Source organism: Corynebacterium sp. SA-MJD20WY100 (assembly GCF_039822565.1).
Taxonomy (GTDB): domain Bacteria; phylum Actinomycetota; class Actinomycetes; order Mycobacteriales; family Mycobacteriaceae; genus Corynebacterium; species Corynebacterium phoceense_A.
The window spans coordinates 76,276-98,107 of the sequence record NZ_JBCJKS010000002.1 but is presented as its reverse complement, the minus strand read 5'-3'; the positions used below and the strand labels follow the sequence as shown (position 1 = coordinate 98,107).

18 protein-coding genes are annotated in these 21,832 nt (G+C 65.2%); 14 read left to right on the top strand and 4 right to left on the bottom strand.

Annotated elements, in window-relative coordinates; all coding sequences use genetic code 11:
• Nucleotides 1–11 precede the first annotated feature (11 nt).
• Complete coding sequence (gene ybaK / locus ABJ196_RS01705) at nucleotides 12–515, bottom strand: Cys-tRNA(Pro) deacylase (protein WP_257036588.1); 504 nt, start codon at nucleotides 513–515, stop codon at nucleotides 12–14.
• Between the two features lie 96 nt (nucleotides 516–611).
• Between ybaK and ABJ196_RS01700 the strand changes: the two genes are divergently transcribed.
• Genes ABJ196_RS01700 through ABJ196_RS01690 form a run of 3 tightly spaced genes read left to right on the top strand, consistent with a single transcriptional unit; the run spans nucleotide 612 to nucleotide 2,085 of the window.
• The gene (locus ABJ196_RS01700; RefSeq protein ID WP_257053669.1) at nucleotides 612–1,157 is read left to right on the top strand and encodes a sigma-70 family RNA polymerase sigma factor; all 546 of its coding nucleotides are present in this window, start codon (nucleotides 612–614) and stop codon (nucleotides 1,155–1,157) included.
• Nucleotides 1,157–1,432 (top strand): mycothiol system anti-sigma-R factor, encoded by a 276-nt coding sequence (gene rsrA / locus ABJ196_RS01695; RefSeq protein WP_257053467.1) that lies wholly within the window; start codon nucleotides 1,157–1,159, stop codon nucleotides 1,430–1,432. The genes ABJ196_RS01700 and rsrA overlap by 1 nt, the downstream gene beginning before the upstream one ends.
• A complete protein-coding gene (locus ABJ196_RS01690) occupies nucleotides 1,420–2,085 on the top strand; it encodes a DNA alkylation repair protein (RefSeq protein ID WP_347304942.1) in 666 nt (221 codons plus the stop codon). The genes rsrA and ABJ196_RS01690 overlap by 13 nt, the downstream gene beginning before the upstream one ends.
• A 263-nt stretch (nucleotides 2,086–2,348) precedes the next feature.
• Here ABJ196_RS01690 and ABJ196_RS01685 read toward each other — a convergent pair whose 3' ends face one another.
• Nucleotides 2,349–2,609 carry a WhiB family transcriptional regulator gene (locus ABJ196_RS01685; protein ID WP_066485471.1) on the bottom strand — a complete coding sequence of 87 codons (261 nt, stop codon included), beginning with the start codon at nucleotides 2,607–2,609 and terminating at the stop codon, nucleotides 2,349–2,351.
• 719 nt (nucleotides 2,610–3,328) lie between these two features.
• Between ABJ196_RS01685 and ABJ196_RS01680 the strand changes: the two genes are divergently transcribed.
• Nucleotides 3,329–3,784: a hypothetical protein gene (locus ABJ196_RS01680; protein ID WP_347304941.1), complete on the top strand. Its 456-nt coding sequence runs from the start codon at nucleotides 3,329–3,331 to the stop codon at nucleotides 3,782–3,784.
• A 120-nt stretch (nucleotides 3,785–3,904) separates the two neighbouring features.
• Here the strand turns inward: ABJ196_RS01680 and ABJ196_RS01675 are convergent, their stop codons facing one another.
• Nucleotides 3,905–5,140: a hypothetical protein gene (locus tag ABJ196_RS01675; RefSeq protein ID WP_347304940.1), complete on the bottom strand. Its 1,236-nt coding sequence runs from the start codon at nucleotides 5,138–5,140 to the stop codon at nucleotides 3,905–3,907.
• Entirely contained in the window at nucleotides 5,137–6,513 is a 1,377-nt protein-coding gene (locus ABJ196_RS01670) for a DEAD/DEAH box helicase (RefSeq protein WP_257072278.1), read from the bottom strand. Before ABJ196_RS01670 ends, ABJ196_RS01675 begins: the two co-directional genes overlap by 4 nt.
• 71 nt (nucleotides 6,514–6,584) lie before the next feature.
• Between ABJ196_RS01670 and ABJ196_RS01665 the strand changes: the two genes are divergently transcribed.
• The 10 genes from ABJ196_RS01665 (at nucleotide 6,585) to ABJ196_RS01620 (ending at nucleotide 21,830) form a co-directional block, all read left to right on the top strand.
• A complete protein-coding gene (locus tag ABJ196_RS01665) occupies nucleotides 6,585–6,809 on the top strand; it encodes a DUF3107 domain-containing protein (RefSeq protein ID WP_066485487.1) in 225 nt (74 codons plus the stop codon).
• Between the two features lie 21 nt (nucleotides 6,810–6,830).
• Entirely contained in the window at nucleotides 6,831–7,769 is a 939-nt protein-coding gene (locus tag ABJ196_RS01660; protein ID WP_257069715.1) for a DUF3152 domain-containing protein, read from the top strand.
• A gap of 31 nt (nucleotides 7,770–7,800) precedes the next feature.
• Nucleotides 7,801–8,598, top strand: coding sequence for a hypothetical protein (locus ABJ196_RS01655; RefSeq protein ID WP_257069716.1), 798 nt, complete (start codon nucleotides 7,801–7,803; stop codon nucleotides 8,596–8,598).
• Nucleotides 8,599–8,655: 57 nt separating this feature from the next.
• Nucleotides 8,656–11,868, top strand: a complete 3,213-nt coding sequence (locus tag ABJ196_RS01650) for an ATP-dependent DNA helicase (RefSeq protein ID WP_347304939.1) — start codon at nucleotides 8,656–8,658, stop codon at nucleotides 11,866–11,868.
• Nucleotides 11,858–15,082: a UvrD-helicase domain-containing protein gene (locus tag ABJ196_RS01645; protein ID WP_347304938.1), complete on the top strand. Its 3,225-nt coding sequence runs from the start codon at nucleotides 11,858–11,860 to the stop codon at nucleotides 15,080–15,082. Before ABJ196_RS01650 ends, ABJ196_RS01645 begins: the two co-directional genes overlap by 11 nt.
• A 144-nt stretch (nucleotides 15,083–15,226) precedes the next feature.
• On the top strand, nucleotides 15,227–16,336 hold the full coding sequence (locus ABJ196_RS01640; RefSeq protein WP_347304937.1) for an NAD-binding protein: 1,110 nt from the start codon (nucleotides 15,227–15,229) through the stop codon (nucleotides 16,334–16,336).
• 5 nt (nucleotides 16,337–16,341) lie between these two features.
• Entirely contained in the window at nucleotides 16,342–17,109 is a 768-nt protein-coding gene (locus ABJ196_RS01635; RefSeq protein ID WP_347304936.1) for an NUDIX domain-containing protein, read from the top strand.
• A complete protein-coding gene (locus ABJ196_RS01630) occupies nucleotides 17,099–19,147 on the top strand; it encodes an ATP-dependent DNA helicase UvrD2 (RefSeq protein ID WP_347304935.1) in 2,049 nt (682 codons plus the stop codon). Before ABJ196_RS01635 ends, ABJ196_RS01630 begins: the two co-directional genes overlap by 11 nt.
• 67 nt (nucleotides 19,148–19,214) lie before the next feature.
• Nucleotides 19,215–20,087 (top strand): DUF559 domain-containing protein, encoded by an 873-nt coding sequence (locus tag ABJ196_RS01625; protein WP_347304934.1) that lies wholly within the window; start codon nucleotides 19,215–19,217, stop codon nucleotides 20,085–20,087.
• 342 nt (nucleotides 20,088–20,429) lie between these two features.
• Nucleotides 20,430–21,830: a dicarboxylate/amino acid:cation symporter gene (locus tag ABJ196_RS01620; RefSeq protein ID WP_347304933.1), complete on the top strand. Its 1,401-nt coding sequence runs from the start codon at nucleotides 20,430–20,432 to the stop codon at nucleotides 21,828–21,830.
• Nucleotides 21,831–21,832 lie beyond the last annotated feature (2 nt).

The window sequence follows — 21,832 nt, the reverse complement described above, 5'->3', positions numbered from 1 at the left end:
GAGAACGCGAGCTATTCGGCCTCGAGATCGACAAACTGGACGTCGAGGACCTTCGGCAGATCTTCGGCGTTCATCTCAATGTCGAGGCCACGCTTGCCGCCGGAGAAGAAGACCGTGTCGAAGAGCAGCGCCGTCTCGTCCATGGCCGTGGGCAACACATGCTTTTGGCCGAGTGGGGAGATGCCGCCGGGGATGTACCCGGAGGATTTGGAGGCATCGGCAGGCTGGGCCATGGTGGCCTTGGAGACGCCGAAGGCTGCTGCGGCCTTTTTGAGGGAGAGCTGGTGGCTCACCGGCAGGACGCACACGGCAAGCTCGCGCTTGGGGCCCTTGCCCGCGGTGAGGTCGATGACGAGGGTTTTGAAGATGCGATCGGGGTCGATACCCAGCGCTTCGGCCGCGGTGTCGCCGAAGTGATCGGTGCCGCCCTCAAACGTCGAAACGGTGTGCGCGACGCCTGCGTCTTCGAGGATTTTCAGTGCCGGGGTAGCCGCATGCGGCTTCTTCTTAGCCATAGCAGTAGGGTAGAGGTTTAACAGCGTAAGTAGAAAAAGGAGGACGACTACTTCGTGGCTAGACAAGAAAAGAGTCCGAGCTTCGAGGAACAGGCCATGCCGCTGCTCGACCAGCTCTATGGCGGCGCGCTGCGCATGACGCGCAACCCGCAGGACGCGGAGGATTTGGTCCAGGAGACCTACCTCAAGGCGTATAACTCCTTTGACTCGTACACGCAGGGCACGAACCTCAAGGCGTGGATGTACCGCATTATGACGAATACGTACATCAACTCCTACCGCAAGGCGAAGCGACGTCCGCACGAGTCCTCCGCGGATGAGCTCACGGACTCGCAGCTCTACACCACGTCTGGACACGACTCGTCTGGGCTGGAATCCGCAGAGGTCGAGGCCCTGCGCGGCATGCCGGATGGCGCGATTTCGGATGCGATGAATGACCTTCCGGAGGACTACCGCATGGTGGTCTACTACGCGGATGTCGTGGGGTTGGCGTACAAGGAAATCGCGGAAGTGATGGGCACTCCGCTGGGAACTGTCATGTCGCGCCTCCATCGTGGAAGAAAATTACTGCGCGGCGCGTTGAAGGACGTAGCACGCGAACAAGGCATTGGATTGCACCACCCGGATATGGAGGATAAATAATGGAACACGCACAAGGACATAACTGCGGCGCGTGTACCTCCCCGGAGGTTCAGGCTCTCTTTTGTGAGCTCCTCGATGAGAACACGAGCCAGGCCCGCGCCCTGGAAATCCGTGAGCACATCGCGCAGTGCCAGGAATGCTCTGAGCGCCTCGAGGCCGAAGAGATCGTGCGTGCCATGGTCCGCAAGTGTTGCGGCGGCGCCCAAGCCCCTGAGCAATTACGCCAGAAGATCACCATTGAGATCTCCCGCACGGAGGTCCGGTGGACTCAGTAACGTTCGCCGCACTCTCTGCGGCGTTGGCATTGCTTGCCGATGCCACCCGTGCCCCTGCCATGTCCTCCTACATGCGGGGGCGCTTCGCCTTCTTGGGCATTCCGCGCCCGGCGCTGCGCGCAGCCGCGAAGCCGGTACTCAAAAAACTGCGCGCTCAATCTGGCGTGGACTGGGACTTCGTGGACGCCTGCTGGGACGCGGACGAGCGCGAGTATCAGTACGTCGCCTTGGATTACCTCGTGGCGGTCCGCGGGCGCTTGTCCGCTGCTGACGTGCCGCGTCTGCGCGCGTTGGCACAGTCCAAGGCCTGGTGGGATTCTATCGACGTGCTCGACAAAGTAGTGGGGGATATCGCGCTGCGCGATCCTTCCGTCAATGACGTGCTGCGGACCTGGGCGCGCGACGAGGACTTCTGGCTGCGGCGCATTGCCATCGACCATCAGCGTGGCCGAAAGACGCATACGGATACCGAGCTGCTCGCTGAGAGCATCGAAGCCAACTTTGGCTCGAGCGAGTTCTTCATCAATAAGGCGATTGGCTGGGCCTTGCGCGATTACTCGAAGACGAATCCCGACTGGGTGGGTGCTTTCGTCGACGCGCACCGCGCCGAGATGGCGCCGCTGTCCGTGCGCGAGGCGTCACAGTATCTCTAGGCGTGAGGAGGCAACCGCCTCAGACACATGGCCTGACATACAGCAAGGGCCCGACCAAAAGGTCGGGCCCTTGTTTTACATGCTGTGCTTATGCGCTAGGACGCTTGCCGTGGTTTGCACTCTTCTTACGGCGGTCCTTACGCTTACGACCACGCTTAGACATGTGCGGCCTCCTTGTTTAATTCGGTGAGCGGATAATTACTTACCCACTGACTTTAGTGTTTGGACCTGCCGGTGGGGAAATCGCGGCGGGTGAAAAGGATTTAGACGGTGACGCGAGCGCGGCCACGGCCGCGGTTCCGGCGGCGCTTGAGAGCGCGGCGCTCCTCCTCAGACATGCCGCCCCAGACGCCGGCATCCTGGCCGGACTCGAGAGCCCACTTGAGGCACTGGGAAGCAACCGGGCAACGGTTGCAGACCAGCTTGGCCTTTGCGATTTGGGTAAGGGCAGGGCCGGAGTTACCGACCGGGAAGAACAGCTCGGGGTCTTCGTCGCGGCAAACAGCTTCGTGGCGCCAATCCATGATTGAAATCTCCTAACAAATTTTGACAGCGGTGTGTTGAAGGTGCGAGACGCGGACGCGCCAACGAACCTCGGGTTGTAGTGGATAAGGTGCGAATGGCCGGTCTGCGAGCAGTGGGGCCTGCAAGCCGCGGAGAAATCCGAGGCTCAGGCCGCGTCGACGCCGCCATGGCAACATTCGCGGTGAAGACTAACTTCCTCGCGGAGGTTAATCTGCAGTTAAGGGGCGGTTAACCGTTCCCTGTTTTGCGGTACTTGAAGATAATCGCACGAAAACTCAAGCTTGGCTAGGGTTAGGGGGTGAATTGTGGTAAACGTCACTGGAATTATCCCCTGTATATTTGTTGGCAAAAACATATTTGAGCCAAGTTAGGCTGACCTAAAGTCGTGTGACCTCGAGTTTTTGTTGCGGTGGGGTGAGTGGGATGAGTGCGCTGAGGTCAAATCTGTCATTTAACCGTTGCCCCCGTTGCGTCCTAGGTTGAGGATGTGATGTGCGTTTGGGATAGGTAAACGGTGGCTTGCGTATGAATTACATTCGTCCCAGCTGGGCAAACTCGTGGACGCGTACACGAAACGAGGAAAGTGGAGACGTGTTCATACATGCGTGGGCGTGTGTCGGTGCGTGCGGGCGCAGGTGCGCAGGCGTGCGACCGGTGTGAGGCAAGGACTGTCGGTCGGTGGGCGGCGTACGCCGTTGCGGTGGCTAAGATAGTCCGCGTGAATGAGAAGAAGCGTCCCGTCCCAAGCCCTGCCGCGCCGGAAAAAGAACGTGCGCCGCAACCTGTGCTCATCGGCGCCGGCATCGCCGTGGTGCAGGCCATCGCCGTGATCATTTTTGGCATTGTGCTCATCATCCGTGACGTCACGGGTGCGAAGAATGAGTCGATGGTCTCCGATGCCGCGGCCAGCGGCTGGGTCGGCACCGGAACGGCGATATTCTTGTTCATCGTCTTCGGCTTCGTTATCTTCGGCGCCGTGGCCATGATCAAGGGGAAGCGCTGGGGGCGCGGCGCGATTGTGCTCGTGCAATTCATCCTCGCGGCGAGCTCATTCCAGATGATGAGCGGCGGTGCGATTGCGCTGGGCGTGCTCGTGCTTCTTTCGGCCGCGGTGGCGCTGTGGCTGCTCATGCTCGTGCCGGCCTCGACGCAGTGGGCGGCTTCGCACTACTAAAGCGCGCCTCGCATTACTAGAGCGCCCCGAGGTTTCTACTGAGAGCTACGCGCTGAGCAGGATCACAAATTCCTCACCAGGACCCTGAACCTGGTGGGGAATTTTCTGTGTGTAGGACAGTTAAGAGGCAGCGAGGACGACGGTCTGCGCGCCGCGGGACTCGACGATGGTGGTGCCGGCCATGGCGAGGTAGACGGGGCCGGAGTAGCTGCCGCGGTCGACGGGGATGGTGCGTTCAGTCTCGCCGGTGGCCCAATCGACGACGGCGATGCCCTTGTCGGTGGGCATGAGCATGCGTTCGCCCACGGCGACGGGCGTGCCGATGGCGTCCTCGAAGACGCGGTCGACCTTGAGCTCCGTTGGAGTAAACAGATACAGGCGCGTGCCGTCGAACCAGGACATGTGGTGTGGCAGGTCCGCGGTGGCAGGCGCGAATGGGGTGGTGCCCTCGGTGACGTCGGGGGATTCGGCTACGGTGCGGGTGGCGGTTTCCGTGCCGGTCTTATCGAAGGAGCGCAGAGCGGGCGTGGGGCCAGGCACGTAGGCGGTGGCGGCTTCCTGGCCGATGGCGACGAGACGCGCGCCGTCCTCGGGTAGCTGCACGTTGGTGGTGACCTCCGGCTTGCGGGAGTCTTCCGGGGTGCCCTTCATGAGGCGCATCCAGGTGCCTGACTCGTTGGGGCAGGACTCGGTGAGTGCCACGTTTTCGGTGCGGGTGAGCGCGGAGCTGATCGTGCAGTCCGCATTGGGCTGCATGTCGGGCTCTTGGGGTGCCTCCACGTCGCCGTATTCGACGGTGCGCACAAGATCCGAGCGCCAGAGGTCAATGCGATCGGTGGACACGGTGCCGATGCGGTCATTGGACGTCACGGAGACGACGTCTTCGGAGTTGATGGCGCTGCGTGTGTTGGCGTACTGGCCGGTAGCGGCATCGATGGATACAACATCGCCGCAGCCCACACCGGTGCGGTAGGTGACGACGACCTTGCCCCAGGCGGTGCCGAGCGAGCAGATGTCGTCGTTCTTGCGCGAGTAGGACCATGCCTCAGAGCCATCCTGATTGGTGGCATGGACCGTGCGCGCGTCGTTGGTGATGACGAGTCCTGCGGCGACGAGCGGCTTGTGCTCGCCGGGGACACCGGCGTTATCGAGCGTGTAGGCTTCCGCGAGCTTATTGGGGGCCTCGGCGAGGACCTGGACCTCCGTGTCGCCAGGGGTGTTTTCCGTGGTGAGCGCGGCGCTGCGAATATCGGACGTGACATACGCGCCGCCCACCGCGAAAGCGCACACAGCCGTGATGACGCCGGTGGCGATCCAGTCCTTGCGGCTGGCGGACAGGATGGGGGTGCGGCTCATCGGCGGCGGCTCCTCGAGCTTCGAGAACGGGTGGTGCGGGTGCGCGTGCGTGAGCCGGAACGGCGAGCGCAGTCGCGGGCGGAACCGCGGCCGCCGTCACGCTGAGAGCGGCTACGTGGTGCCCCGATAACCTTAGTGGCAGGGCCGACGGTCTCAGAAACGTCCTCGGGGATAGCGAGGGCCTCGGCGAGCTCGGGGGAGGTGCTAAACCACTGCGGCGGGGTAGGCAGGCCCAGCTCGAATTCGTCGTTGATGATCTGCCACTTGGGTAGCTCGTCGTAGCCCACGAGGGTCACGGCCGTGCCGGAGTGACCCGCGCGGCCGGTGCGGCCGATGCGGTGGATAAAGGTCATCGGGTCATCCGGGACCTGGTAGTTGAAGACGTGTGTGACGTCGTCGATGTCGATGCCGCGGGCGGCGACGTCCGTGGCGACGAGGATGTCGACCTCGCCGTCGCGGAAGGCCTGGAGGGAGCGCTCGCGGGCCTTCTGGTCGAGGTCGCCGTGGACGGCGCCGACGGTAAAGCCGCGCTGGGCGAGATCGTGGGAGACCTCCGCGGCGGTGCGCTTGGTGCGGGTGAAGATGATGGTTTTGCCGCGGCTCTCGGCCTGGAGGGCCTTGGCGAGGACGGCACCTTTGTCCATCTTGTGGGCCTGGAAGGTGACCTTTTTAATCTGCTCGTGCGTGAAGGATTCCTCGGCCCCCTCGGCGCGGATGTGCACCGGCTTAGTGAGGAACGTGCGCGCAAGCGTCACAATGGGCCCGGGCATGGTCGCGGAGAAGAGCATGGTCTGGTGCGGATTGCCGTGGAGCGCCTCGAGCAGCTTTTCGATATCCGGCAGGAAGCCGAGATCGAGCATCTCATCTGCCTCGTCGAGCACCAAGATGGCCACGTGGTCGAGGTGTAGCGCCTTCTGAGAGTGCAGGTCGAGCAGGCGGCCCGGGGTGCCCACGACGACGTCGACTCCGGATTTGAGCAGTTCCTTCTGCGCCTCGTACGGGCGGCCGCCGTAGATGGTGGCGACGGTGATAGGCAGGTGCCGAGCGGCCTGCGTGAGGTCCTCGCCCACCTGGACGGCGAGCTCGCGCGTGGGCACGACGACGAGCGCCCGCGGAGTGCCGTCAAGTTCCTCGATGTCCGCGTCGTCGAAGACGCGGTCGAGGAGTGGGACGCCGAAACCCAACGTCTTGCCCATGCCGGTGCGGGCTTGACCGATGAGATCGTGTCCGCTGAGCGCGATCGGCAACGTGAGCTCCTGGATGGCAAACGTGTGCGTGATTCCGCGGCTGGCCAGGGCATCGACGATCTCTGCGGCGACACCGAGCTCCGCGAACGTGGGAGTGGTGGAGGCTTGAGGCTGCTTTTCAGACACACCTCGATAGTAGCGGGTGGGGCTATAGTGGGGCCATCAAACCTCATGATGAACATATAAGGAGAATTGGTATGGATATCCGCATTGGATTCGCTGACACCGCACGCGAGCTCGTGATTCGCTCCGAGGGTACGCAGGAAGAGCTGAGCCAGCAGATTAACGGTGCGCTCGCGGATAACTCCGTGCTGGAGCTCGCGGACGACAAGGGCCGCAAGTACATCATCCGCACCGATCGCGTCGTCTACGCGGAGATCGGCGTGACGAAGCCGACCACCGTCGGTTTTGCGGGCGCATAAGCCCGTCTAAAGTATGTGTTTATGACGAACACACACCGGCCGCAGGCACGTGAGGCGCGCGGTACCCATCCCATCGTGCGCTTCGCCCAGGACTACGGCTGGTGGCGCGTAGTGGCCATCCCCGTGATGGCCATTATTACTGTCTGGGTCCTCGTGGACGTGTTCCGTCCCGACGCGGAACCCACGGCGTCCATCGCCGAGGGGACCTACGCGCCGGCGACTGAGGGGGCATCGGAAAGCCAGGCCGAGGGCCCAGACCCCGCGCACGCCGCGGCGGTCCAGCAGGCCAAGGACGAGCTGCCTGCCGGCGGCGCGTTTACGGAAACAGGGAAGAAGACCTACCACCAGGTAGGAACGCCGGGCTTGGAATTCGGCGAGGGCACGGAGCGCACGGTGCGCTACGCCATCGAGGTCGAAGACGGTATCGACTCTGCGCCTTACGGCGGGGATGACGCGTTTGCTGCGATGGTCGACGCCACCCTGTCTGACCCGCGCTCGTGGTCGAATGACAAGGCGTTCAAGTTCATCCACGTCGCCGCGGATGATAATCCGGACACGATCATCCGTCTCACCTCGCTCACCACGACCGCGGAGCTGTGCGGCGCGCAGCTGGAGACCGAGACCTCGTGCCACACGACGATCACGGGGCCGTCGACCGTCATTATCAACGAGGCCCGCTGGGTCCGCGGTGCCCTGCCTTACGAGGGCGACCTGGGCAATTACCGCCAGTACCTCATCAACCATGAGTTCGGCCACGCCATCGGATACGCCGCCCACCAGCCCTGCGGTGCGGATGGGGCACTCGCGCCGATCATGATGCAGCAGACCATCAGCCTGAAGAACTCGGATCTCTTCGCTAAGGAACCGGGTGAGGTCTACCCGGACAACCCGGATACCTGCCATCCCAACCCGTGGCCGTACCCCAATCCGTCCAACCTCGACGTCCACGCCCCCGCGTAAAACTTCAGTCTCAACTTCTAAGGATTCCCGCATGGCTCAGCCCGATGACCTCGTTCTCTATGCTTTCCGCGCGCCTGTGAAGGACGCCGCGCGCCCAGAGCACATGGGCTATGCCTGGGATAACGGCTGGCGCTACGGCGATGTTGTCTACTCACAGGCCGGGCCCTATGCCAGCTGGTCCGCGAAGGTCCGTGAGCGTCTTGCCGTGGCTGGCGCCCGCGTGGCCCGGCCTGTGCTCGCCACGAATGGCCGCCACACGGTGGGTGGCTGGAAGGCCACGAAATTCGTCGAGGGCCAGCTCGCGCGCCGCGTGGACGAGACCGCGCAGCTGGGACTGCGCGTCGAGGAGGCTCTCTCCACGGCGATGGTGCAGTTCAGCGGGCTCATTCTGCCGGCCCAGCGCGACGATGTTTTCGCGCGCGCCGAGCTCGCCGCGTGGGAGGAGACCGGTGAGGCCTACTCCGCCACCGAGGCCGAGCTTGCCGATGCCCCCGTGCTCGGTGTCGGCCACGCCGACCTGCTCGCCACGACCATCTTCGCTGGCGCCAATCCGCCCACCATCGTCGACATCGTGCCCACCGCGGCGCCGCGCCCGCGGGGCTATACGACGGCGCTCGTGTGCGTGGACGGGCTCATCAACGACGCGGTGGATCCGGGCATTTGCGATCGCTTCGCGTATATCGCGGGCTTCGACCATCTCCTCCTGCGTGCGGCGGCCTACCGTCGGCACGTGAATAACCTGCACCCCGCCGCGAGCGCGAACACGCGTGCGAAGATCTCAGAGGTGGAGGATCTTCTCGTGTCGCGGGTGAGTGGCACACTGGCTTAAGTTCAGATTGTCAGCCGCCACGCGGAGTGTCCGCAGGGCGGGAAAGGTGGGACCCGTATGAACGCGTATGACCCAACCGGCGCGGTGCGCACTGGCGTGCTGCTGCCGCCCTCGCCGGAGGTGCGGCTCATCCCCGCTGCCGTGGGATCCACGGCGGACCGCGAATGGGGCTTTGACCTGCCGGAGCGCGGCGCGTGGCGTGTGACGGGAGCCGCGGGCACGGGGGTGTCGAGCCTGCTCATCGATACCGTCATCGCGCGCATCGAGGCCGGTGCGGATCCGTCGGGCATCCTCGTCGTCGCACCCTCCAAGGAATCGGGCGCGCTGCTGCGCCGCGAGATCGCGCGCCGGCTCGAGGATTATGCGGCGGCGTCGACCATGGTCCGCTCCGTCCACTCGCTCGCCTTCGCACTGCTGCGCGGCGGCATGGACGATGAGCTGCGGCTTATCACCGGTGCGGAGCAGGACGCCGTCATCCGCGAGCTGCTCGCTGGCCACGTCGACGCGGGGGGCGTGGACTGGCCGGAGAGCGTGCGCCCGGCGCTCGGCATGGTGGGGTTTGCCCGCCAGCTGCGTGACTTCATGCTCCGCGCGCACGAGCGTGGGCTCTCGCCGGCGCGCCTGGAAGAACTAGGCACGCAGTGGCGGCGCCCCATGTGGGCGGCCGCTGGCCGGTTTATGCGCGAATATGAAGAGGTCATGGCGCTCTCAGGCCGCAAGTCGCTTTCCGCCGCGGAGCTTGTCGCGATCGTCGCGGAGCAGCCGCAACTCACGGCGGAGCACCGCTGGCACACCGTCATCGTTGACGACGCGCAGCTGCTCGATCCGCTCTCCGGCGCCATGGTCACGGAGCTCGCGCGCTCGGCCGAGCTCGCCGTCGTGGGCGGCGACCCGGACCAGGCGGTCTTTGCCTTCCGTGGCGCGAATGAGGAATTCCTCGATGACTTTGCCACGGCGCTTCCCACTGTCCATGAGCTCGTCCTCGATGTACCGCGCCGGCGTCCCGCGTCCGCGTGCATCGCGATCGCGGACTCGCGGGCGACGCAGCGCGACGTCGTCGCGGACGCCGTGCGCCGCCGCCACCTTGAAGACGGCGTGGCGTGGGGGGATATCGCCGTCATCGTGCGTGGCGGCGGAGAGATCGGCCAGGTACGCCGCACGCTGCTTGCCGCGGGCGTGCCCGTTCACATCAGCCCCACGGACGTCGTGCTCTCGGAGCAGCGCCTCGTCTCCGCGGTCCTGCAGGCCGTCCGGGCGCTCACGGATCCGCTCGACAACGTGGGCCTCGAGGAGCTTATCACCGGTCCTGTGGGGGGCGCGGATCCCGTGACGCTGCGCCGCCTCATTCGTGGCCTGCGCCGCTGGCGCCCCACGGTCCGCGGTATTGATTCGCTCCGCGCGGTCTTGGACGGCGAGCTGCCGGACTTCGGTGGGCTGCTCACCGGCCGCGAGCAGGCCATCCTCGAGCGCGTGCGCGGCGTGCTCGACGCCGGACGCGCGGCACTGGACGGCAGCATCGAGGACGTGCTGTGGGCCGTATGGTCCGCGACAGGTCTCTCGGACCGCCTCCAGGCCGCAGCGCTGCGCGGTGGTGCGACGGGTTCCCAGGCGGACCGCGACCTGGATGCCATGATGGCGCTCTTCGACGCGGCAGGCGACTACGCGGAGCGCTACCCGCACGCGCCACTCGAGTCCTTCCTCATCAGCATCGAGGAACAAGAGCTGCCCACCGGCGTGCGCGACCGCCGTTCCGCCAAGCCACAGGCCGTGGAGGTCATCTCCGCCCACGGCGCAGTGGGGCGCGAGTGGGATACCGTCGTGGTAGTCGGCGCCCAGGAAGGAACGTGGCCCTCGCTGGGGGAGACCGGCTCCCTCTTTGGTCAGGAAGACCTCATCGACTACCTCGACGAGGGCATTGAGCCGGACGTCCCGGTGAGCCACCTCGCCGCGCGCTTGCAGGAGGAGCGTCGCCTCTTCCACGTCGCGACGTCGCGACACCGCGCGCGCCTGCTCATCGCCGCCATCGACGCTCCCGAGGGTGACGAGGTCTTCGAGCCCTCCCGCTTTATTGAGGAGTTCGCCGGTCAGGGACTCGACCTGCCCGGTCGCCTTGCGCGTCGGGAGGCCAACGAGCGCCTGCGCCGCACGGCCGTGGCGCGCGAACTGGGGCTCAACGTGCCAGACGCGCCGGACGCTGGAATGGCGGTCGGCGTGGATCTGCCGCGCCTCGTCCTCAAAGGTGGCGCGGGCGAGGAACCGGGCGAGCTCAATCCGCTCGTCACCTCCGTGCTGTCCGTGCCGTCCTTTGTCTCGCACCTGCGCCGGATCGTCTGTGACCCCGAGACCGAAGAGACCCAGCGCGAGCAGGCCACCCGCCAGCTCGCGCGCTTAGCCCACGCTGGCGTGCCAGGTGCTGACCCGGCGCAGTGGTGGGGCGCCCGCGCGGTGGCATCGGAAGGCGAGCTGCGCATTCCGCCCACCGTCTCGCCCTCGCGCGTGGAATCCCTGCTGGCGTGCCCACTCAACGCGGTGCTGGGCAATGTCGGCGAGGAGGAAGGCACGCCCATGGCGCTGCTGCGTGGTTCCATGGCACACGCCTTCCTCGAGGCCCTCGGCCGTGGCGTCAACGCAGAGGAGGCCGCTCAGCTTACGCGCGGTGCGTTCGCGGAAATCCTCGACGTGCCCGCGTGGAAACGTGACTTTGAGCTCGCCCAGTTCGACCGGCTCCTCGAACGCACCCGCACCTGGGTGGCGCAGACGCGTGGCGCCTTCGAACTCGTGGGCGTCGAGGTGCCCGTCCACGTCACCGTCGCCGAAGGGGTGACCATTCACGGCTATATCGACCGGTTGGAACGCGATCACGCGGACAACCCGGCGTATTACGTGGCGGATCTCAAAACCGGCAAGCAGGCCGTGACGGGCCCCGAAGCCCAGGGCCACGCGCAGCTGGCGACGTATCAGCTGGCCCTGGCCCACGGCACGCTCACAGAACGCAACGGCGAGGTCCGCGTGGCTGACGGCAAGGGACTCGAGCGTGGCGGCGGCGTGCTCTTCTACCCGGCGAGCGAGGCCAAGGACGTCACCGTGCGGGAGCAAGCCGCATGGGCGCCAGAGGAGCTGCAGGCCTTCGCGGACTACTTGCCGGGCCTCGTCCAGGAAATGCGCGGGCCGCAGGTTACCGCGCGGATAAACCCCAAGTGCGATACCTGCCAGGTGCGCACCTTATGCCCGGTGCGCCCGGAAGGAAGGATGGTCACCGATGTCGACTAAACCCGAGATCCAGTTTGATCCCATCGAACTTGCGCGTGGCCTGGGCAAGAAGTTCCCGCCCACCGCGGAGCAGGCCAAGGTTATCGAGGGGCCGCTCGGCCCCAAGCTCGTCGTCGCCGGCGCGGGTGCGGGCAAGACGGAAACGATGGCCTCGCGCGTTATCTACCTCGTGGCCAACGGCCTGGTGCGCCCCGAACAGGTTCTGGGCCTCACGTTTACGCGCAAGGCGGCGCAGCAGCTCGAGCAGCGCATCCGCCGCCAGCTGCTCACGCTGCGCGGTTCAGGGCTCCTCGTGCCGGGCAGCCCGGCCTATGAGGCCGTGGAGAATGTGGCCGTGAATGTCTCCACGTACGACTCGTACGCGGGCGACCTTGTGCGCGAGTACGGCCTGCTCGTGCCGGTCGAGCCCACCGCGCGGATCATCACGGATGCGGAGCACTACGCGATTGCCCACGAGGTGGTCACCAACTGGGATGGGGAACTCATCGCGCATGAGACGGTCTCCACGGTGGTCGCGACGCTGCTCGCGCTGTCCAACTCCATGGACTCGGCGCTGTCTAACCCTGCAGACATCGAGGAACACGAGCGCGCCTTCCGCCTGGAACTCGCGAGCCTGGATAAGTCCCCGCGCTCGAAGAATGAGTACAGCCAGAACCTGGAGAAGTATCTTCACAAGCAGCGTCTGCGCGTGCAATACCTGCCGCTGCTGCGCCAGCTCAAGGAGCGTCAGGCCGAGCTGCGCGTGACCACCTTTAGCGAGCAGATGGCTGCCGCAGCCAAGCTCGCCACGGAGCACCCCGCGGTGGGCGCGCAGCAGCGTGCCCGCTACCGCGTGGTCCTCCTCGACGAGTACCAGGACACCTCGCATGCCCAGCGCGTGTTGCTGCGTGGCCTCTACGGCGGCGGCTATCACGAGGGCCTGTCGGTGACGGCAGTGGGCGACCCCATGCAGGCCATCTACGGCTGGCGTGGTGCCACGAGCGAGAACCTCGCCGCCTTCGTGGAGGACTTCCCGCAGGCGGATGGCTCGCCCGCGCCCAAGGACCAGCTCACCACGTCGTGGCGCAATCCCTCGCGGGTGCTTGATCTGGCCAATGACGTGGCGACCGGCGTCTTCGGCTCCGGCCCACGCCCGGTGGATCCGCTTTCCGCGCGTCCGGGCGCCGAGCCCGGCGAGATTCAGCTGGGCTACTTCGCGACGGAGGAAGAAGAGATCGCATTCGTCGCGGACCACCTGTGCGCGAAGTACAAGGAAGCCGACGGCGGCGAGTTCCGCGCGGCCGTGCTCGTGCGTGCCAACGCGCATTCGGCCGCCGTCGCGCAGGCGCTCGACGCGCGCGGCGTGCCCAACGAGATTGTGGGCTTGGGCGGACTTCTCTGGGAGCCGGAGATTCAGGACCTCGTGGCGCTGGCAACCATGCTCGTGCGCCCGCAGGATACGGCGGCGGCGCTGCGCATCCTCGCCGGCCCTCTCGTGGGGCTGGGGTTGGAGGATCTATTGGCGCTCGAAGGCCGCGCGCGTAATCTCGCGGGCCTGCAGTCCGAGCGCGTGCGCTGGTCCGCGGATTCGGACCCCGTGGAGCACCTGCGCGCGGAGCTTGCTGAACTCATCGAGGAGGGCCCCGACCAAGTGCCGGGCCTGGGCGACGCGGTGGCCGACCTCGCCGAGCGCGAGCGCTACACCCCGGCGGGCCTGGCTCGCATTGAGGAGCTCGCCGCGAAGCTGCGTCACCTGCGCACGTACTCGCTGGGCAAGACCTTGGGCGATATCTTTGCCGACATTGAGGCGCTCTTCACTATCCGTACTGAGGTCCTTGCGCGCGGCAAGGCAGGCGGTACGACGCACCTGGACAGCTTCGCAGACGTCGTCGCTGGCTACACGGGCGCGAGCCTGACCGGCCTGCTCGACTACCTGGCGCTTGCGCGCGAGCACGAAAAGGGCTTGAAGCCTGGTGAGGTCCCCGTGCGCCACGACCGAGTGCAGATCATGACCGCGCACAAGGCGAAGGGCCTCGAGTTCCAGCACGTGTGCGTTCTCCATGCGGATTCGACGACGTATAAGGCGCAGGCCTCGACGTTCCTTACCGTCATGGAGAAGGTCCCGGGTGATGATGATGTCATCGACGCCGGGGATGCGACGCACCGCGGCGAATTTGAAAAGGCATGCAAGGCCTTCATTGAGGCCGACCGCCAGGGCCAGGCCGAGGAGGCCGCGCGTTTGTTCTACGTTGCGATGACGCGCACGGAGGAGACGCTCACCATCACCGGTTCCGGTACCAACCGCGCGAGGGGCAAGGCGAAGAAAGGCCCGTACGAGTACCTTGAGAGACTCCACGCAGCGCACCCGGATCTCGTCGTGCACTGGGAGGTGCCGGTGGATCCGATCGAGCCTGCCGTCGACGACAGCGTGGCTGAAGGACGTTTCCCCGCGCTCGCCCCGCGGGCGGAGGTTCTCGCTGGCGCTGAGCGCGTTGCCGCCGCCATGGACGCCGCTGCGGGCGGGGAGCTTCCGCCGGCGCGTGCCGGTGAGGTCTATGAGCAATGGGAGTCGGAGGCTTCTGCGCTCATCGAGGAATATGCCGCGCTGCAGGCACCCGTCGTGGAGGTTGAGGTTCCCACGGAGCTGACGGCCTCGGACCTCGTGGCGATGTCGAAGGACCCGCTGATGTTCGCGCGCCGCCAGCGTCGCCCCGTGCCGTTTAAGCCGAATGCGTATGCCAAGCGCGGCACGGCGTTCCACGCGTGGCTCGAGGACCGCTTTGGCGGCGGTGAGCTCATCGGCGACGAGGAGCTGCCGGGCATCGGCGAGCCGGTGCCGGAGGAAACACTAGAGGAGCTCAAGGACGCGTTCCTCGAGTCCGCGTGGGCGGACCGGACGCCGAGCTACGTGGAGCAGGCCTTTGAAATCACCGTGGGCCACGCCGTGGTGCGCGGGCGCATGGACGCCGTCTTTGCGCAGCCGGACGGCAGCTGGCTCATCGTGGACTGGAAGACAGGCCGGCGTCCCACCGGCCGGGACCTGCACGACGCGGAGATCCAGCTCGCGGTCTACGCCGAGGCATGGCGTCGCCTCGCTCGCGATGGCAAGCCCGTCGCCGCGGCGTTCCACTACGTCGCGGACAACGACACGTTCCAGCCGGAGGACCTGCCGCAGGGGGCGGAGCTCGCCGCGCTGCTTGAGGTTCGCCGTCCGCAGCGTGGCCGTCGCGCGTAATAAGCCGTCGTCAATAGGGAGTGAGAAGGTTGGTGAATCGTTGCGGCGCGACTAGGGTAGGGTAGCTGGTTTACTGTCTCTTATAGGTTTTCTCTCTTCGTGCAAGGAAGGTGTCTCGGCGTGGCTAACGGTAGAACCCGGCGCATGGGTCGGCGTCTCTCGCGACGCATCAAGGCGCAGGTTGAGCTCAACTACCTTCCGGATCATGGCCTGCTCGACGTCATCACCGTTCCGCACGCGAATACAGACAGCCCGTGGAAGTTGCTGGCGCGACGTTTGTGGTGGGCGTTATTACTGCTCATCTTTGTCACGCTGGTGGTCTACTTCGATCGCGACGGCTACTCTGAAAACCTGTCCGTGCTCGACGCGGCGTATTACTCGTCCGTCTCGCTCACCACAGTGGGTTACGGCGATATCGTCCCGGTCTCAGCCGGAGCGCGCCTGGTTAACCTCATTATCATCACCCCTGCCCGCCTTATCTTCCTTGTTTTATTGGTCGGTACCGCGTTGTCGGTACTGACGGAAAAGACCCGCAAGACCGTTGAAATCCAGCGCTGGAGGAAAAACTTGAAGAACCACACCGTCGTCATCGGCTATGGCACCAAGGGCGCCGGCGCGGTCGCCGCGCTGCTGGCGGACGGCGTGCCATCCAACCAAATCGTGGTCATCGACAATAACCGTGCGGCACTCGCCAACGCGGAGCACCACGGCCTGGTCACCATCTACGGCTCGGGTACCAAGCAAGATGTGCTGAAGATCGCCGGCGTCGAGCACGCGGGCTCCATCGTCGTGACACCGTCCACGGACGATACCGCGGTGCTGTGCACGCTCTCCGTGCGCGAGCTTGCGCCGCGCGCCAATGTCGTGGCGTCTGTCCGTGAGTCGGAGAACCGCCACCTGCTGCTGCAGTCGGGTGCGAACAACGTGGTGACCTCTGCGGAGACCGCTGGCCGCCTCCTTGGCCTGGCCACCGTCACGCCGAACGTGGTGGAGATGATGGAGGACCTGCTCTCCCCGAACGAGGGCTTCTCCGTTGCCGAGCGTCCCGTCCGCGACTTCGAGGTGGGCTCCAACCCGCGCCACCTCGCCGATATCGTGCTCGCCGTCCTGCGTAATAGCGAAGTCCACCGCGTCGACACTACCGATGCCGCCGCGCTCAAGCCCGGCGACCGCTTGCTCTACATTAAGCATGACCTGCCGAGCGTCAACGATCCGCTCACGGACGATGACGAAGACGACGAGGATGATGATTAAAACCCATGACTAGCCAGGGGGAAGGCATGTTTCTGCTCGTCACCGCGCGCGGCCTCGTGGTCGCCCAACCGGACGGTGAAGCCGTCTGGCTACCCGAGCTGCCGGCCCTGCCTGGTGGTGGCGCAGCCGCCGTCGGCCCGGCCGTGAAGATTGTGCCCGGCTACCACGTCGTCGAGGTCACCGGGGAATTCCTCGAGGCCTACCCCGGTTATGAAACGCTGCGTCCGGTGGACTTCGCCCATGACCGCGTCGTCACTCGCGGCGTAGCGCTGTGGCGCAACCGCAAGCTCAATAACTTCCACCCGTCCACGGGCGAGGAGCTTACCTATACCTCCGGCAATATCGTGGGCCGCACGCCCGCGGGCCTTGAGGTCTTCCCGCGTCTCGATCCCGCCGTCATCGGCATCGTCACCCACCGCGAGTATTTGCTCCTCGGTCGCAACGCGCAACGCAGCGGCTTTTACTCTCTGCCTGCCGGCTACGTCGATGTGGGGGAGACCCTCGAGGAGGCCTTTACGCGCGAGGTGCTCGAAGAAACGGGGCGGCGCGTGCACGACGTCCGGTATTGGGGCTCGCAGCCGTGGGCGGCATCGGGAAGCATCATGCTCGGCTTCTGGGGCCAGACGAATGACCTTGAGCCCGTCGCTGAGACCGACGGGGAACTCGCGGAGATCCGCTGGGTGACCCGCGCAGAGCTGCCGCGCGTCCCGCTTGCGGCGCCCGGTTCGATCGCACACAGAATGATTATGGAGTGGTACAACAGTGGCGCTTGATTTGTCTGTCCTCGACGAGGACCAGCTGAAAGCGGCCCTCGCGCCGCGCGGGCCGGTGTGCATCCTGGCCGGCGCGGGCACTGGTAAGACCCGCACGATTACCTATCGCATCGCGCACCTTTGCGACGAAGGCATGGTGAGCCCTCAGCGCGTGCTCGCTGTGACCTTTACCAATCGCGCGGCGGGCGAGATGCGCGACCGTCTGCGCCAGCTGGGGGTGGGCGGCGTGCAGGCGCGTACCTTCCACGCGGCGGCCATGCGCCAGCTCAAGTACTTCTGGCCGCAGATCGTGGGCGACCTGCCGTGGAAGCTGTTGAGTAACAAGTTCCCGATGGTCGCGCGTGCCGTGCGCTCGGCGGGGCTGGAGCCGTCCACGGAAATGATCCGCGACATCATTGGCGAGATTGACTGGGCGAAGTCCTTCCTCGTCTCGGCCGACGCGTACCCGGCTGCCGCCGCGAAGTACCAGCGCAAAACTCCCTCGGACCCGGCGAAGGTCGCGCAGGCCTATCGCCGCTACGAGGAGATGAAGACACAGCCGGAAGGCATGCTCCTGGATTTCTCGGACGTGCTCATCCATACCGCGGGCGCAATTGAGAACTCGCAGGGTGTTGCCGAGCAGTTCCGCGAGCAGTACCGCACCTTCGTCGTGGACGAGTATCAGGACGTCACGCCGCTCCAACAGCGCGTGTTGAATGCTTGGCTGGGGGAGCGCGACGACCTCACTGTGGTCGGTGACGCCAACCAGACGATTTACTCGTTCACCGGCGCGACTCCGGGCTTCCTGCTCGACTTCTCGCGCACGTATGACAACGCCACGGTGGTCAAGCTCCAGCGCGACTACCGCTCGACGCCGCAGATCACCGACCTCGCGAATGAGGTCATCGGTAAGGCACATGGCCGCATTGCAGGCACGCGTCTCCAACTCACCGGTATGCGTCCGGCGGGTCCGGAGCCGCAGTACCACGCCTACGAGTCTGAGCCGGCCGAGGCCCGTGAGGTTACCGGCCAGATTCTTACCCTGCTCAACGAGGGGGTGAAGGCCTCGGAAATCGCGATTCTCTACCGCACCAATGCACAGTCCGTCGCCTTTGAAGAAGCGCTTGCGGATGCGGGCGTGGTCTACCAGGTTCGCGGTGGCGAGGGCTTCTTCGAGCGCTCCGAGGTCCGCGAGGCCGTGGGCGAGCTCATCCGCGCTACCCGCCGCACGGACCTGCCCAATGACCCCGTGGCGATCGCGCGCGCGGCCTTTGCTCCGCTGGGCCTATCCGCTGAGGAACCGGACGGCGCCCAGGCACGTGAGCGCTGGCAGTCCCTGCGCGCGCTCGTGGGACTTGTGGAACAGATCGTCCACGACGCCCCGGGCATCGACTTGCCGGGCGTATGCGTGGAGCTGCAGCAGCGCCAGGCCAATAAGCAGCCGCCCACGGTCGAGGGGGTTACGCTGTCTTCCATCCACGCCGCCAAGGGCTTGGAGTGGGACGCCGTGTTCCTCGTCGGTCTGCAGGAAGGCTCCATGCCCATCCGCCACGCCATCCGCGCGGGCGACGAGCAAGTGGAGGAAGAGCGCCGCCTCTTCTACGTTGGCGTGACCCGTGCCCGCATTCACTTGCAGTGTTCCTGGTCCCTGGCGAAGAACCCGGATTCCGCGCCCACGCGCAAGCGCACGCGCTTCCTCGACGGCATCGTGCCGGAGCTGGACGAGTCCCGCGGCAGCCGTCGGACTTCCCGCGCCAAGCGCTGCCGCGTATGCCGCCTTGCCTTGGACACCCCGCACGAGAAGGCCTTGGGCCGCCACGAGCACTGCGACGGTGGAATGAGTGAGGACGTCTTCTCTTCGTTGCGTGCGTGGCGTTCAGACCGTGCCCGCCAGGACAAGGTTCCGCCGTACATCATCTTCAGCGACGCGACGCTTATGAATATCGCCGAGGCCATGCCCTCTGATTTCCCGGGGCTGCTCAGCGTGTCCGGTGTGGGCGCGACGAAGCTGGATAATTACGGCGCCGAGGTGCTGCAGATCCTGTCGAACTTCCGTTAGCGCGCGGTGGCGCGCTTTCCGGGTTAGGATGAGCGGCACAACGCTCAATGCACAACTCGGGGGAGATATGAAGATCGTTTCTGGTCTCACGCGCCATCAGCTGCGCACACACCTTGCTGCAGGCACAATCACCGCCATCACGCGTGGTTTTCACGTGTGGGGTACGCCGACGCCTGGAGAACTCTTGCACGAGCTGCAGCGCCGCCATCCGGGCCTTGTCGCTACTGGGACGAGCGCAGCGTATCTCTATCTCGGACAGGAGCTCGAATTCCCTTTGGCCGTTGCATACGGGCAGAAATTGGGTCCGTCTGCTTTCTACACAGTCAAACGACGCTCACAGCGCACCCATGTGATCGTGAGTGATCTACGCGTGCATCATCCGCTGCTGGCTTTTGACACTGATACTCCTCGAGACCTCGCACTCGCAGCGCTGGAGCACCACTATGCCCACGCGCGCGGCCGGCGCCTGCTCGAACGCCACCGCAGTGGCTTCGAGCGACTTCCGCGCCATACCCACGGGTTGCTCACGCAGGCTGCCTTGTTCACGGACTCTGGGGCTGAAGTTAAGGTCGCGCGTGCACTGAAGGCTCGGGGAATGCGAGTGGACACCAATTTCTTTATCGGTGATTATCTATGGGATATCGTTCTCCCCGACATGCAGGTAGCGGTCGAAATTAACGGCTTCGAGTTTCACTCCAAGCCCGACGCCGTCGTGCGCGACCATTGGAAGAACAATGATGCTGTCCTTCGTGGTTGGACCACGTTGCGCTACACAGGCACGTGCGTCGCGCACCATCTTGGCGATGTCGTAGAACAAATCGCCACGGCGAAGTCTCCCAATCTAGCCGGCAGACTTCACCGCATGGTGACGCGATGGCACCACTATTTCACCCGTCAGTACGATGACCCTTGGGGCGCTCGTATCGGTCCGACCGGCTAGCGGAGTATGAGATCTACGTCCAGCACATAGAGAGGCGCTTTCGCCGGGGTGGCGCGGGGCTTATATGTGCTGGAGGGATTTCTTGGTGGGGCTCTACGGCGCCGCCGGATCTACGTCCAGCACATATAGAGGTGCTTTCGCCGGGGCGGCGCGGGGCTTATATGTGCTGGAGGGATTTTTGGGGAAAGCCGCCGTGCGAGCGACTGTGACGAACAACGCTCTGCATTGGTGGAATGCGCACGAGGGGTTAGGCTGTTGTACCGAACGTAAACAAACCGATCGGTCTAAATTTTATAGCCGAGGCGGTTCAATAATCTACAAAGCTGTCTAAAGGAACTCCCCATGAGTAACACCACCACTGCGAACGCGCAGTCCCAGGAGGCCAAGCGCGGACTGCCGGGCTGGGCCACCGGCTTCGGCGCGCAGGTCATCGCGGGCCTTATCATCGGCCTGATTGTGGGCTTCATCGCGTCCGGCATGGACGCCGGCCGCGCCGAGGACGACGCCAGCTGGCTGACGACGACGCTCACGGGCATCGGCTCGGCGTACGTCCAGCTGCTCAAGGTCATGGTCCCGCCGCTCATCTTCGCCGCGGTCGTTACCTCCGTGGCAAACCTGCGCAAGGTCACCAACGCGGCCTCGCTCGCCATGTCCACGCTCGTGTGGTTCGCCATCACGGCGTTCTTCTCCGTTATCGCCGGCATCCTCGTCGCGCTTGTGCTCAAGCCGGGCGTGGGCACGTCCGTCGATGCCGCCACCGCCGCCGACCCGTCGCACGTCGGCTCGTGGACCGCATTCCTGCAGTCCATGCTGCCTAGCAACTTCATCGGCCTGGGTGCTTCCTTCAGCGATGGTGAGGTCTCCCTGAGCTTCGGCGCCCTGCAGCTGCTCGTTATCTCCTTGGCCATCGGCATCGCTGCCGTGAAGGCTGGCAAGGCCGCGGACCCGTTCCTGCGCTTTACCGAGTCTTTCCTCAAGGTCATCCAGGTCATCCTGTGGTGGATCATCCGCCTGGCGCCGATTGGCACCGCGGCTCTTATCGGTAAGGCCGTCGCGACCTACGGCTGGGACGCCCTCGGCTCCCTGGGCAAGTTCGTGCTCGCCATGTACATCGGCCTGGCACTCGTCCTCGGAGTCGTCTACCCGGCGGTGCTCAAACTCAACGGCCTGTCCGTTTCTGGTTTCTACAAGCGCGTGTGGCCGGTCTTCTCGCTGGGCTTCGTGACCCGTTCCTCCATGGGTGTTATGCCCGTGACGGAGCGCGTTACCGAGCGCGCCATGGGCGTGCCCAGCGAGTACGCTTCCTTCGCCATCCCGCTGGGTGCCACGACCAAGATGGACGGCTGCGCCTCCGTCTACCCGGCCATCGCCTCCATCTTCGTGGCACAGTTCTACGGCATTGACCTAACGCTCACGCAGTACCTGCTCATCATCTTCGTCTCCGTCATCGGCTCGGCTGCTACGGCTGGCACGACGGGCGCGACCGTCATGCTCACCCTGACGCTGTCCACCCTGGGCCTGCCGCTCGCCGGCGTCGGCCTGCTGCTCGCCATTGAGCCCATCATCGACATGGGCCGCACCGCGGTCAACGTCACCGGCCAGTCGCTTGCCGCCACCATCGTGGCCAAGCGCGCCGGCATCTGGGACAAGGACACCTGGGACGCTGCCGAAGACGGCGTTGCAGGCATCCTCGACCCAGAGTCCGCACAGGATGCAGAGGACGAGGCTTACGTCCGTTCCTAATA

Excerpts from the sequence above, each read along its gene's own strand:
- ybaK (WP_257036588.1), bottom strand. The coding sequence starts at position 515 with ATGGCTAAGAAGAAGCCGCATGCGGCTACCCCGGCACTGAAAATCCTC.
- ABJ196_RS01700 (WP_257053669.1), top strand. The coding sequence starts at position 612 with ATGCCGCTGCTCGACCAGCTCTATGGCGGCGCGCTGCGCATGACGCGC.
- rsrA (WP_257053467.1), top strand. The coding sequence starts at position 1,157 with ATGGAACACGCACAAGGACATAACTGCGGCGCGTGTACCTCCCCGGAG.
- ABJ196_RS01685 (WP_066485471.1), bottom strand. The coding sequence starts at position 2,609 with ATGGATTGGCGCCACGAAGCTGTTTGCCGCGACGAAGACCCCGAGCTG.
- ABJ196_RS01675 (WP_347304940.1), bottom strand. The coding sequence starts at position 5,140 with ATGAGCCGCACCCCCATCCTGTCCGCCAGCCGCAAGGACTGGATCGCC.
- ABJ196_RS01665 (WP_066485487.1), top strand. The coding sequence starts at position 6,585 with ATGGATATCCGCATTGGATTCGCTGACACCGCACGCGAGCTCGTGATT.
- ABJ196_RS01660 (WP_257069715.1), top strand. The coding sequence starts at position 6,831 with ATGACGAACACACACCGGCCGCAGGCACGTGAGGCGCGCGGTACCCAT.
- ABJ196_RS01655 (WP_257069716.1), top strand. The coding sequence starts at position 7,801 with ATGGCTCAGCCCGATGACCTCGTTCTCTATGCTTTCCGCGCGCCTGTG.
- ABJ196_RS01650 (WP_347304939.1), top strand. The coding sequence starts at position 8,656 with ATGAACGCGTATGACCCAACCGGCGCGGTGCGCACTGGCGTGCTGCTG.
- ABJ196_RS01645 (WP_347304938.1), top strand. The coding sequence starts at position 11,858 with ATGTCGACTAAACCCGAGATCCAGTTTGATCCCATCGAACTTGCGCGT.
- ABJ196_RS01640 (WP_347304937.1), top strand. The coding sequence starts at position 15,227 with ATGGGTCGGCGTCTCTCGCGACGCATCAAGGCGCAGGTTGAGCTCAAC.
- ABJ196_RS01635 (WP_347304936.1), top strand. The coding sequence starts at position 16,342 with ATGACTAGCCAGGGGGAAGGCATGTTTCTGCTCGTCACCGCGCGCGGC.
- ABJ196_RS01625 (WP_347304934.1), top strand. The coding sequence starts at position 19,215 with ATGAAGATCGTTTCTGGTCTCACGCGCCATCAGCTGCGCACACACCTT.
- ABJ196_RS01620 (WP_347304933.1), top strand. The coding sequence starts at position 20,430 with ATGAGTAACACCACCACTGCGAACGCGCAGTCCCAGGAGGCCAAGCGC.